The following is a 12790-nucleotide window of genomic DNA, read 5'->3' on the forward strand; positions in this document are numbered from 1 at the left end:
TGGTGTTTTTTATTCCTCGCTTTTATCGCTAGACGCTGTTAAGGAATTTTTATTTTTTACTTCAATTAAATCTCCAGGGTTAAGCTTTTTAGAAACCATAATATAAGGTCCTGTAATGATTTCATCATCTTTAGTTAGTCCTGAAATGATTTCAATATTTGTATCATCTTGAATACCTGTCTTAACCACTCTCAGTTTGGCTTTTCCATTCTCATTAACAAACACACATTCAAACTTTTGTTCTTCCCCATCAAAATTACCTGTATCTATGGTTGATGTTTTTTCGTATGTTTTTTTAGTAGAACTCGTATCTGTTTTTATCACAATAGCACTTATAGGTACTGAAATGGCATCTTTTCTAGTTTTAGTAATGATATCTACAGTAGCCGTCATTCCCGGTCTAAAAGGGGAATATGTTTCAGGCTTTCCCTCTGTTAGATCTTTATAAGACTCTTCAATTATTCTAACTTTAACTTTAAAATTAGTTACCTGATCTGCGGCTAAAGTTCCTGCTGCTGAATTGGCAATTTCGGTAACAATACCTTTAAATTCTTTCTTTAAATAAGCATCTACTTCAACGATTGTAGAATCTCCAATATTCACCTTTACAATATCATTTTCATTGACATCAACTTCAACCTCCATGTTATTTAAGTTGGCCACTTTTAAAATTTCAGTACCAGCCATTTGTTGTGTCCCTACAACACGTTCACCCAATTCTACATTTAACTGTGAAATGGTTCCACTCATTGGAGCATATATGGTTGTTCTATTTAAATTATCTTTAGCTTCATTTACTGTAGCCGCCGCACTCTGCACATTGTAATATGCCGAGTTTTTTCCAGCAATAGCTGTTTCATAAGCCGCTATAGAACGGTCCCAATCAGCTTTAGAAATCACTCCTTTGTTAAATAGGATTTGATTTCTATCATAATCCGCTTTAGCTTGTTTAAAATTGGCTTCCGCTTGTTCTAAACCTGCTCTGACATTTTGATAAGAGGCCTGAGTTCTACTCAAAGCAGACTGAATTAAATCTGGGTTTATACGAACTAACAAATCCCCCTTCTTAACCTCTTGCCCTTCTTTGAAGGGTAATTCTAAAATTTCACCAGACACTTCTGACGATATTTTTACCTCTACTTCTGGCTGAATTTTTCCGGTGGCAGATACAGTTTCTACAATATCTTTTAAAGTGACCTTCTTTACAGTGACTTCTTTAAAATTTCCTTTTTCACCAAACCATCCCATTTTAGATCCTGCGATCATAAGTACTAGTACAACAATAGCTAGTCCGATAATAATTTTTACTGTTTTGCTCATAATTAAAACTTTAATTCAGTTGCAGGAATTCCGAAATACAATTCAAGAACCTTCAACTTAAAAATATAATCATATTTAGCACGATTTAATTGAATCTTAGAGTTATCATACCTTTGTTTAGACTGACTAAAATCAAATGCATTTGTTAACCCAACATCATAGCGTTCTTTAGCATAATCGTAAGCTAATTCTTGCGATTCTAAGGCCAACTTTGCTGCTTCATAAGACTTTAATGCTCCTTTTGCATCAACATGTGCCTGATACACCGATGATTCTAAATCTAATTCTGCTTGTTCTAACTGAAATTTAGAACGTTCTAAATTAATTTTATTTCTTTGAACGTTACCCCTAATACTGAATCCACTAAAAATTGGGATATTTAATGAAAACCCATAAGAAATACCATCGTTTTGAGATAATTGATCTATAAATGAACCCGCACCTACTTCTCTTGTAAATGTATTTGGAAACTCACCAACTACGACCTCTCCTGTACCTTGCACCGTTCCTATTGGTCTTATTGAAATAGGATTATCAGGATCTATTTGTTGAATAAAAGATTTTGAATCTGAATATCTTGTATTATAACCAAAAAAAGCAGACAGTGTTGGAAGGTAACTCCCTCTTGCGATCTGAAGATCTTTTTTAGCCAACTCCACATTGGATTCCGCAATTTTGATTTCTGATCTATTCGCTTTAGCTCCGCAAGGATCTCATCTACCGATTTAGCCGATATGCCTTCATCAACAATATCATAACCTTCATCTTCAATATCAAAATTTGCATAATCCTTAATTAACAACAATTGCGCAAGACTAATCAAAGAAATCTGAACGGTATTTTCTGCATTAACAATAGACTGTTTTTCATTTGCGTCTGTAGCTTTTATCTCTAATAAATCACCTCTTGGCAAAGAGCCTGCTTCCACTAACTCCATTGTTCGTTCAATCTGTTTTAAAGTCACGGCATTTTGAGACTTTAAAACTTCAAGATTTGCTTTATTTAAAAGCACCTGTAAATAGCCATTGGCAACAAAAAGAGAAATATCATCTTTCATTTTGTCTAAACGATACTGACTAGCCAATTTAGAGATTTTTGAGCGTTGAACGGTTCTAATATTTCTAAGTCCATCAAACAATGTATACCCCACATTAACATTACCACTCGCTGATAAAAAGGTGGTAGTTTCAGCATTATTTGTAATGGGGTTAAAACTAAGACCCGTGTTTTCTGAAACTCCTGATCCTGCACTTAAACTTGGAAGAAAACCTCCAATAGCCGTAAGTTTATCTATATCTGCCGCCGCTACATCTAATTCACTTTGTTTAACAGAAATATTATTTTCTAAGGCATATTGGACACACTCTTTTAATGTCCATTTTTTATTTTGCCCTTGTACTAAAACTCCAAAAAGAAGTAATGCTACTATGATTGTTTTTTTCATGATACTTATTGGTCTATATAAAACTTAAAGTGTTACACTAAATTATAAAAAATATTATTGCGCGTATTTAGGCACTCCTTGTACTTGATTCCATACTTTTATTTTATCCTCTTTTGAAATCCCATTTTTAACTTCAACAAAAATACCGTCACTAATTCCCAACTCTACATCTCTTCTTTCAAATTTCTGATCACCTATCTCAACTTCAACAAATGGCTTTTTTGTTTCATCATCATACTGTACTAAGGCTTCTTTAATGGCTAAGACCTTTTCAACTTTATCTAAAATAATAGAAGCATTAGCACTTAAACCGGCTCTAATGAATGTTGAATCCATTTTTTTAAGCGAACCTTTTATTTCAAATTGAATAGCTCCATTTTCAGCAACTCCTTTTGGAGCAATATAATCTAATACCGCATCAAACTTTTTATCTTCTATAGCCCCAACGGTAATTTCTAATGGTAAACCTTCTTTAATTTTACCAACTTCACTCTCGTCTACTTTGCCTTCAAAAATCATTTGCTTTACATCTGCTAATGACGCAATAGATGTTCCTTCGTTAAAATTATTAGCTTCAATAACTTGGTTTCCCGCTTTTACAGGAACATCTAAAACCATACCTGAAACAGTTGCTCTTACTTGTGTTTGTGCAATATTTCCTAAACCAGATGTGGTACCCGTTTTAATAATATCATAGTTTTGAGATGCTGAATTTAAATTAATTTTTGCTTGCTCTACATTTTGCTTTGCTTGCAAATAAGCATTATTGATACCTTCAAAATCATTTGCAGAAATCACTCCTTTTTCGAACAATGCTTTTTGTCTATCGTAATTAGATTGCTGAGTTTGTAAGTTTATTTTTGCTGTTTGAAGCGCTGTTTGATTTGTGGCAATGTTGTTTTTAGCACTTGTTAAAGACGATGCGTTTGGTATTACCTTTATTTGCGCTATAAGATCACCTTGCTCTACATACTCACCCGCTTCAATAAACACCTCTTCGATAACACCAGAAATGTTGGGCTTAATTAAAATTTCTTCTTTAGGCACAATACTCCCTGTAGCCACAGTTTTAACGATAATAGTTTCTTCTGTTGGAGATTCTGAAGTATAGGTTATAGGATCCTCTTGATTCTTTTGCCACAAATAAAAGAGCGAGATTCCAAATACAGCTACAATGGCGATAAGTATAATTACAGTTTTAGTTCTTTTCATGATTATGATTGATATAATTTTATTCTTTTCTTAAGGCGTCTACAGGTTTCATTTTTGTGGCGCTATTTGCAGGAATTAATCCTGCTAAAACTCCTGAAACTATTAGTATGATTAAAGCTGTAAATACGACCTGCATACTTACACTTGGATTTGCAAAATTATCTACTGGGCCAGCATTATCTAAAATAATATTCATCACCCAAATGACAAATGCTGCAAATGAAATCCCAACCATACCAGACAATATTGTTAAGATAAGACTTTCTTGCAAAATTTGTGATTTTATACTCCATGGACTTGCCCCTAAAGCACGCCTTACTCCAATTTCTTTGGTACGTTCTTTTACAACAATGAGCATAATATTACTGATACCAATGATACCAGACATTAAAACTAAGGCTCCTACAAAATACCCAACTAAACTTAATATTGAAAACAACCCGTTAACACGCTCAAATTGTTCTGACAAATCAAAATGACCAATAGCGCGATCGTCTGTTGGATCTACCTTGTGTCTAAATTTCATTAAATCGAAAACTTGTTGTTTTAGCGATGTAATACTTACACCATCAACTGCTGTTATTGCCATCCAACCTACATTTTCTCCTCTATTAAAGGCTTGACCAAAAGTTGTAAATGGCATATATATAGTACTAGCATCTTGCTCTACATCTCCCTGACTATTACTCATTTTAAAAGTGCCAACGACTAAAAAATTAACACCATTGACTTTAATATAAGTTCCTAAAACCTCTTCTTCTTTATCATACAGTCCTTTTACAACACCAGTACCTATAACACATACTTTTCGTTTGGCCTCTATATCTGAATAACTAATAAAACGTCCTTGAAGAATGTCCATAGGCTGCTGTTTAATAAACTCTGGATAATCTCCATAAATTTCAAATGCACCTGTTTTTGTACCTCTAGTAACGTTATTAGCACCATTATATCCTCCTAATTGATTTCTAGGAGACACATATTTTAAATTAGGAACCTCTGCTTTTATTGCGGCAATATCATCGACTTTGTAGTTAAAATACCGTCCTTTAGGTAGGCCTTTATAAGGTTTAGATGTGCCTTGTGTCCACATAAACATAGAATTGGTTGCAAAATCACCAAAATCTGCAGTTACACCATTTTTAAGCCCATTGGTTAAAGCCAACAACAGCACTAAGATTGTGATGCCCCAGAACACGCCAAACGCCGTTAGAAACGTTCTAAATTTATTAGCGTTTAAAGCTTCAAGTATTTCATCCCAACGGTCTCTACTAAACATATTATTCGTCTCTAAGTGCTACAATGGGTTTAATTTTTGCCGCTCTATAGGCAGGAATAAATCCAGCTAAAGCACCTGCAAACACTAACAAAAACACTGTGGTTATTGCAATATTAAAATCTACTTGTGGGTATTTAATAAAGTCACTTTCTATTAATGGTCCTACAAGTTCTAGCAATCCGAGTCCAAAAATTAACCCAAACAAACCAGCAAACATTGTTACAAAAACAGCCTCTTGTAATATCATTCCAACAATAGACATTGGCAAAGCTCCTAAAGCTTTTCGGATTCCGATTTCTTTAGTTCGTTCTTTTACGATGATTAGCATAATATTACCAACGCCAACAATACCAGCTATGATTGTACCAATACCTACAAACCAAAATACAGCTTGTATAGTTGCTACTAAAGAATAGATTTTTTCGGCCTGTTCTAGAGTGTTATTTACTCTAACGGCACTTACGTCATCTGGAGCCACGGTATGAATTTCTTTAATTTTCTTTTCTACACCTAAAGCAATGGCATTAGACATGGCTACGGCTTCGTCAAAATTATCAGCCATCTTCACAGTAAAGGCCATATTTCGAATATTATCACCGGCATTAAAAACCTTTTGAGCCGTACTTACGGGAATGTAAACCTGACCTTCTTCTCGATCTCCACCTGGATCAAAAAAAACACCTACGACTTTAAAGTTCATTCCAAAAATTTGAACATTTTGATTAATGGGGTCTTCACCTTTAAAAAGGTCTTGTTTTATTTTGTTCCCAATAACAGCCACTTTTTTACTTTCATTGATATCCGATTGATTAATAAATCTCCCTGATCCAATATCGGCATTTTCAATAAATTGATTGTCGGGTAAGGTACCTCGAACTCTGTAGTTGCCTGTTTCGTTATTATAAGATATGGTTCCCCCCAAATCATATAATCTTTTGTTCGGTATTCTAAATAATCATCATATTCATTTACAACAGCATCGAAACTAGAATTTTTAAGCTGAATATAACGTCCAGGATTTAAGCCTTTATAACCTTTGGTTGTAACTCCGGTCCATACGGAAATTTTGTTTGTTGCATCTTGTTCAAACTGTGATTTAACCCCATTTGCGATACCTTGACTAAAACCAAGAAGTATAACTAGAATAAAGATACCCGAAGCAACAGATAAACCTGTTAAAAACGTTCGCAATTTATTTTTGCTTAACGTTTCAAAGATTTCTTGCCATCGTTCTAAATCAAACATGTGCTGATGCTCTAATTTGTTCTACTAGACTATCATCAATGATTAAACCATCCTTAAGATTAACGATGCGTTTAGTCATATGTGCAATATCGTCTTCATGAGTGACGACTAATATTGTTTTTCCTTCGTCATTAATTCCTTGAATAAGCTCCATAACCTCATAAGACGTTTTGGTATCTAAAGCTCCGGTTGGCTCATCTGCTAACAATACTTTAGGATCACTAGCCAATGCTCTCGCAATAGCCACACGTTGTTTCTGACCTCCAGAAAGCTCACTTGGTAAATGGTGAGACCATTGTGCTAAACCTACCTTTTCAAGATAATGCATAGCTCTTTCGGTACGCTCTTTGCGTTTTACACCTTTGTAGTATAGCGGCATCGATACATTATCTAATGCGCTTTTATAATTGATAAGGTTAAAGGACTGAAAAATAAAACCTAGAAATTCATTTCTATATTTAGCCGCAATTTTTTCATTAAGATTTTTAATAGGAACACCATCAAGAATATATTCACCTTCATCTGCTTCATCTAACATCCCTAAAATATTCAACAATGTTGATTTACCAGAACCTGAAGACCCCATTATGGATACTAATTCTCCTTCTTTTACGTCAAAATTAATACCTTTAAGTACATGAAGGGAATTATTCCCCATGTGGTAAGATTTATGTAAATCCTTTATGTGAATCATATTATGGTTAGTTAGCGGATACAATTTTAAGAAAATTTATATGGCTTTTATCCCAAGAAATTGTTAATACCACATAATCATTAAGTTATCCTCAACCATTAAATAAGTTATTAACTTAACGGCATGTAGACTTTTAAAATAAGACGCTCTAAGCAATAAAATGTTACAGATTTTAGTCTATATGTTCAGTTGAGTCTGATTTACTAAATTTTTTATAAATAACAAACCCAATTACAGCCACTAAAATATAAGGCACTGCCATTAAGAAAACAATACCATCATTTATACCCTCTGCTGCGGATTGATCTTCACCACTTTCTAAAACAGCACGGCACATGGCGCATTGTGCATTCGTTTTTAGAATAAAAAACAAAGAGAACAGAAAAAAAACAATTTTTTGTTTCATATTTAAATGTAATAAGGTGAAATCATAATGTAAACTATAACTCCTGTTACAGCAACATATAACCACAATGGAAATGTAATTTTTGCGATTTTTCTATGACGTTCAATATCGTTAGTTATGGCTCTTACGTATGTAATTAATACAAACGGAATAATAATGATAGATAATATAATATGCGTAAACAAAATAAAATAATACACGTATTTAATCGTGCCCTCACCACCGAACTTCGTTGAATCGCTTGTCATGTGATAAGCGATATAAAGTAGAAGAAATAACACTGAACAATAAATCGCTGTCGTCATTAAGTTTTCATGCAAAACAATCTTTTTATTCTTTACTGCAATTACGGCTACAATTAAAATTAACGCTGTAACCCCATTGATTGTTGCATAAATCGGAGGAAGCATAGTTAATGGTTCTACATCAAAACCTAGAGTGCGAAGATTTACACTAAACAAAGCTGCCACAGCAACTGGAATTATAATTGATAAAGCAACAATCCACTTGTTGTATTTTTTTGCCTTTTCATGGTCTACTGTACGCATTGTTATTCCTTTAATAATTTAGCAATATCTTCTTTAAGAATTGTTATTTCTTGCGGTATACCATCTTCATCTACTCCTTCCAATTCCGAAATTAATCCATTATAGAAGATTTTAGGATTTCCAAAATCATCTTTTCTAGATCGTATATAACCTTCTTTGTCAATTAAGGCAAAATTTCCTGAATGTTCAAAACCACCTGCTACAGTATCATCTTTAGCGGTATATAAGTTAAACCCTTCATTAGCTAATTTATAAATAGCTGTTTCATCACCTGTTAAGAAATTCCAATTCGGATTAGTCACTCCATACTTTTCAGCATAGGCTTTTAATACTTCAGGGGTATCAATTTCAGGAGAAATAGTAAATGAAGCAATTCCAAAATGTTCAAATTCATTGAATTGATTTTGAACCGTTACTAAGTTTCTATTCATTACGGGACAAATGGTTGGACAGGTCGTAAAAAAGAACTCTACAACATATACTTTGCCCAAATAATCTTCATTAGTAATTGTAACACCATTTTGGTTAGTAAAACTAAACGCAGGCACTTTTTTAGGTTCACCATTAATTTCTAAATAAACCAAATCACTTTTTTGCTGTTTCTTATGATTAAGTTTAGCGGTTGACACGTGTTTACTACGACTATCGTCTCTTATAATATCACCTTCGCTTACACGATCTATAATTTTAGGAATAAAAATAATTCCAAATACTAAAATTACCAATGCAATCCCAACGTACGAATAATTCGATTTCTTACTCATTATCTTCTTTTAATTCTCTATTTCTTCTTGTTTCAGAACTTTCAAATTTGCCCTCTCTTTTTTGACGGTATTCGGTAAAAAGAATCCTAATGTCATCACTCATCATGTTTTTAATTTCTGCAACCTTTATGGTATTATAAGCATACACACTAAACACAGGCTTGTTATCCTCTACGGCCTTTTCATCTCTTCCATCTAATCGACCACGCTGATTTAACTCTTTATCTACAATGAACACATCATTTACAGCCAAGTTCTCGTTAAGTTTAGATTTTGATTTTAAGCTATTGTAAAGCATTTTTATATCACCTTCGGTACCAAATGCGTAATGCCAATATTCTAAATCTTCGTAAGTATTAATTTCTTTCTTCAGCTTTTCAATATCTCCTTCAGTTCCTTTTGGTACTACAATTACGATTTGAAAATTCTTAAAGCCTTTAAATTTATCATATACCAACTCCTTAAGATTAGAAGCTGCAATCATTTTATCTAGTGGTGTTTTACCCAAAAACCCTAATACCGTTATGTGATCTTTTAAAACAATATTATCTATTCTATCTGAGGTGAAGTTTTGGATATCAGACACATTACTATTTACAACATTAAGAGGCTCATAATTATGCGTTGCAGGATAAAGCATTAACAAAAATGCGACAGGCAAAAAGAACAATATACCGAGAACACTATAGCGTTTAACTTTATCTATTTTCATTTATTGAGGGCTAAAACCCTAATTTTAATCAACTTAATAACCCGTAATTTATGTAAAATACTGATATGCAAAAATAGAAAAGGTGGTTTAGAAAAACCACCTTTTAATTGTATTTAACACTTTGAATTAACGTCGTGTAAATGTATATGTTTGACTTAAAAATTGTGCTTAATCAAAGCATCATCACCGTTATATACATTAAAGATATAACCACCTTCTTGTAGTAAGATGAACATTAAATAACATATTAGAAAAACGCCCGTCCAAACAACCATTTTTCTCATACTACCTGATTCATCTCTCATGTGCATAAAATCCCATGTAATATAATACGCCTTAACAATTGTCAATACAATGAAAATTAGGTTTAAGGGTTTCATGTAAACTATTGGTGCTAATATAATATTACCTAAAGTAGCAAAGAATCCTCCTTCGAAGGGCTTCAACCAAATATGCATCAAGCCATCTGGTTTGTAGATCCCTAAAACAACTTCTATAAGTGTTATAAAGGTTAGAAATGCTAAAACTCCCCAAATTTTTTGTGTGTTAGATTTAAACTTCCAACGTCCTCTAAATATTTCTAATTTATGCTCTTGTGCCATAACTTAATCTTAATTTCTTATTATACTAAATAGAAGAATGTGAATACAAATACCCATACTAAATCGACAAAGTGCCAATAAAGTCCAACTTTCTCTACCATTTCATAACTACCTCTTCGCTCGTAAGTACCAAGCACAACATTAAAGAATATAATAATGTTAATCACAACACCTGACAATACGTGGAAACCATGAAAACCGGTTATAAAGAAAAAGAAATCTGCAAATAATGACGTTCCATATTCATTAACATGAAGGTTAGCTCCTTTTACAACTAGCTTACCATTTTCTTTAATTTGCTTAAGAGATTCTGCTCTAGATAGCACTGTTTTATGACCATTCTCATCTAAGAACTGATTTCTAACTAAGACATTCTCATTCGCCACTAAACCAGCATAGATTTCACTCACGGTATAAGGAGGTAATGTACCTTCGTCTTCAAACCATAGTCCATTTTTACGCTCATGATTAACACGATCACTTTCTTGAGGAATCGCTATATCGTCAATTGAAACACGTTTAAATTTCTCAACACCATCAACTGTAACATATTCTCCAAATTGCAAAATATTTCCTCCGTTAGTTTGAACAGCACCATAATCACCTTGAATAAACGTTGCCCATTCCCAAGCCTGAGAACCAACGAATATTGCTCCACCAATAATGGTTAAGAACATATATAAGGTTACTTTGGCCTTATTCATATGGTGACCAGCATCTACTGCTAATACCATTGTAACTGACGACATAATCAGTATAAACGTCATAAAAGCCACATATATCATTGGCAATTCTTGACCATGCAAAAACGGAACGTGTGTAAACACCTCATCCGCAATTGGCCATTCGTTTATAAACTTAAACCTTGAAAAACCATAAGCGGCCAAAAAACCCGAAAATGTTAATGCATCAGATACAATGAAGAACCACATCATCAATTTTCCGTAACTTGCTTTAAGAGGTCTATTGCCTCCTCCCAAGTTTTTTCTTCTGTACCAGTACTAGCTACTGTAGAATCCATAGAATTTATTTAAATTTTTAAGATTGGACAAAAATAATCAAATTATATATCTAAAAAAATATAAAAACAAAAAGAGCACAAGCCAAAGCATATCTACGAAATGCCAAAAATTAACAGCTAGTTCAAAACCTAACATATTGTTGGAGTTATACTTTTGTTTAAAATGATTATAAATTACAACAATGAGGCATATTAAACCAGCAATGACGTGCGTTATGTGAAATATTGCTATAACATAAATGTAAGACATCGTTATATTGCTTGTTGGCCCTGTAAAATAGTAACCTTCTTCAATAATTTGACCAAATCCAGCAAACTGACTGTAAATGAAAGCAATACCTAAACCTAGGGTAACAAACAACCAAACTGTTACCATTTGCATTTTATTTTGCTCTAATGCACGCTTGGCCAAAATAAAGGTTAAACTACTAAGCAAAATAATACCTAAACTTATAAAAAATGCGGTTGGCAATTGAAAATCGACCAACCAATCTTCATTAAGCCGTTGCTTACTACTAACAATAAAAGCACTAACTAAGCCCGCAAAAGACATAATTAACGCCCCAATAGCAAACCATAGCATCATCTTTTTAGATCGTGCTTTTTTAACTTGAAATGTTCCTTGTGTTAAATCCATTTATCTCAAAAATTTATCTGCTACATATATAATTTGCAATAGTGTAATGTAAAACACACTAGATAGCATAAGTTGTTTCGCTGCTTTTATAGTACGTTCCTTAAATAATCTTACGGCATAAACTAACATTATCAAGCCAAGTATAAATACGAGAACCGCTCCTACAATCGATAGCTTTAAATCACCAGTATAACCTAATACTGGAATTATAGAAACAATAATCGTCCATACACTATACATAATAATTTGTACAGCCGTTCCTTTATCTGGATTTCCTGTTGGTAACATATGGAATCCACCTTTTTTATAATCCTCGTTTAAAAACCATCCTATGGACCAAAAATGCGGGAATTGCCAAAAAAACTGAATAGCAAATAAAGTTCCTGCTTCAATACCGAAACTATTACGCGCTGCTACCCAACCCAACATAAAAGGAATTGCTCCCGGTAAAGCACCAACAAACACCGCTAATGATGTTTTTGTTTTTAAAGGGGTATAAACGCTGGTGTATAAAAAAATAGAAATAGCTCCATACATCGCTGTTTTAGGGTTAATAATATACAAGGTTATTAAGCCTAAAATTGTAAATGTAGTTGCAATTATAAATGCCGTATTTACCGACATCCTACCAGCAGGTATAGGTCTGTTTTTTGTTCTATCCATTAGCGCATCTAAGTCGCGCTCAATGATTTGGTTATAAGCATTAGAGGCGCCCACCATAAAATAGCCACCAAAAGCCAATAAAATGAGCGTTGTAAAACTGATCGTTTCAGCTCCAAGAAAATAGCCCGCAAGCGATGAGAACACTACACTTAGGGACAAACCCATCTTGGTAATTTCCTTAAAATCTGTTATCACAGAAGCTGTTGATATTGAAGATTTTGTATAACTCAAACTATACGATAT

General features: G+C 33.5%; 11 protein-coding genes and 3 pseudogenes. All 14 read right to left on the reverse strand.

Annotation, left to right across the window (positions count from 1 at the left end):
- Positions 1–9 precede the first annotated feature (9 nt).
- The 14 genes and pseudogenes from ACXGSQ_RS01055 to cyoE all read right to left on the reverse strand — a co-directional run bounded on the left by ACXGSQ_RS01055 (position 10) and on the right by cyoE (position 12790).
- Positions 10–1320: an efflux RND transporter periplasmic adaptor subunit gene (locus tag ACXGSQ_RS01055; RefSeq protein ID WP_458627806.1), complete on the reverse strand. Its 1311-nt coding sequence runs from the start codon at positions 1318–1320 to the stop codon at positions 10–12.
- A 2-nt stretch (positions 1321–1322) separates the two neighbouring features.
- A pseudogene (locus ACXGSQ_RS01060) lies at positions 1323–2764 on the reverse strand (TolC family protein).
- Between the two features lie 54 nt (positions 2765–2818).
- A complete protein-coding gene (locus ACXGSQ_RS01065) occupies positions 2819–3976 on the reverse strand; it encodes an efflux RND transporter periplasmic adaptor subunit (protein WP_458627807.1) in 1158 nt (385 codons plus the stop codon).
- Between the two features lie 19 nt (positions 3977–3995).
- Positions 3996–5255, reverse strand: coding sequence for an ABC transporter permease (locus tag ACXGSQ_RS01070; RefSeq protein ID WP_458627808.1), 1260 nt, complete (start codon positions 5253–5255; stop codon positions 3996–3998).
- Position 5256: 1 nt separating this feature from the next.
- Positions 5257–6500: pseudogene (locus ACXGSQ_RS01075) on the reverse strand (ABC transporter permease).
- Positions 6493–7194: an ABC transporter ATP-binding protein gene (locus tag ACXGSQ_RS01080; protein WP_458627809.1), complete on the reverse strand. Its 702-nt coding sequence runs from the start codon at positions 7192–7194 to the stop codon at positions 6493–6495. Before ACXGSQ_RS01080 ends, ACXGSQ_RS01075 begins: the two are co-directional and overlap by 8 nt.
- 172 nt (positions 7195–7366) lie before the next feature.
- Positions 7367–7600 carry a hypothetical protein gene (locus ACXGSQ_RS01085; protein WP_458627810.1) on the reverse strand — a complete coding sequence of 78 codons (234 nt, stop codon included), beginning with the start codon at positions 7598–7600 and terminating at the stop codon, positions 7367–7369.
- Positions 7601–7602: 2 nt separating this feature from the next.
- Complete coding sequence (locus ACXGSQ_RS01090) at positions 7603–8148, reverse strand: DUF420 domain-containing protein (protein ID WP_458627811.1); 546 nt, start codon at positions 8146–8148, stop codon at positions 7603–7605.
- 2 nt (positions 8149–8150) lie between these two features.
- Positions 8151–8912: an SCO family protein gene (locus ACXGSQ_RS01095; protein WP_458627812.1), complete on the reverse strand. Its 762-nt coding sequence runs from the start codon at positions 8910–8912 to the stop codon at positions 8151–8153.
- A complete protein-coding gene (locus ACXGSQ_RS01100; RefSeq protein WP_458627813.1) occupies positions 8905–9624 on the reverse strand; it encodes a hypothetical protein in 720 nt (239 codons plus the stop codon). Before ACXGSQ_RS01100 ends, ACXGSQ_RS01095 begins: the two co-directional genes overlap by 8 nt.
- A gap of 155 nt (positions 9625–9779) precedes the next feature.
- Positions 9780–10226 (reverse strand): cytochrome C oxidase subunit IV family protein, encoded by a 447-nt coding sequence (locus ACXGSQ_RS01105; RefSeq protein ID WP_458627814.1) that lies wholly within the window; start codon positions 10224–10226, stop codon positions 9780–9782.
- A 20-nt stretch (positions 10227–10246) separates the two neighbouring features.
- Positions 10247–11247 (reverse strand): annotated as a pseudogene (locus ACXGSQ_RS01110) (cytochrome c oxidase subunit 3).
- 37 nt (positions 11248–11284) lie between these two features.
- Positions 11285–11884, reverse strand: coding sequence for a cytochrome c oxidase subunit 3 (locus ACXGSQ_RS01115; protein ID WP_458627815.1), 600 nt, complete (start codon positions 11882–11884; stop codon positions 11285–11287).
- Positions 11885–12790, reverse strand: a complete 906-nt coding sequence (cyoE, locus tag ACXGSQ_RS01120) for a heme o synthase (RefSeq protein ID WP_458629302.1) — start codon at positions 12788–12790, stop codon at positions 11885–11887.

The sequence above is a fragment of the Winogradskyella sp. PC D3.3 genome (genome assembly GCF_054366245.1).

Coding starts and splice junctions, on each gene's coding strand:
- ACXGSQ_RS01055 (WP_458627806.1), bottom strand. CDS start 1,320: ATGAGCAAAACAGTAAAAATTATTATCGGACTAGCTATTGTTGTACTA.
- ACXGSQ_RS01065 (WP_458627807.1), bottom strand. CDS start 3,976: ATGAAAAGAACTAAAACTGTAATTATACTTATCGCCATTGTAGCTGTA.
- ACXGSQ_RS01070 (WP_458627808.1), bottom strand. CDS start 5,255: ATGTTTAGTAGAGACCGTTGGGATGAAATACTTGAAGCTTTAAACGCT.
- ACXGSQ_RS01080 (WP_458627809.1), bottom strand. CDS start 7,194: ATGATTCACATAAAGGATTTACATAAATCTTACCACATGGGGAATAAT.
- ACXGSQ_RS01085 (WP_458627810.1), bottom strand. CDS start 7,600: ATGAAACAAAAAATTGTTTTTTTTCTGTTCTCTTTGTTTTTTATTCTA.
- ACXGSQ_RS01090 (WP_458627811.1), bottom strand. CDS start 8,148: ATGCGTACAGTAGACCATGAAAAGGCAAAAAAATACAACAAGTGGATT.
- ACXGSQ_RS01095 (WP_458627812.1), bottom strand. CDS start 8,912: ATGAGTAAGAAATCGAATTATTCGTACGTTGGGATTGCATTGGTAATT.
- ACXGSQ_RS01100 (WP_458627813.1), bottom strand. CDS start 9,624: ATGAAAATAGATAAAGTTAAACGCTATAGTGTTCTCGGTATATTGTTC.
- ACXGSQ_RS01105 (WP_458627814.1), bottom strand. CDS start 10,226: ATGGCACAAGAGCATAAATTAGAAATATTTAGAGGACGTTGGAAGTTT.
- ACXGSQ_RS01115 (WP_458627815.1), bottom strand. CDS start 11,884: ATGGATTTAACACAAGGAACATTTCAAGTTAAAAAAGCACGATCTAAA.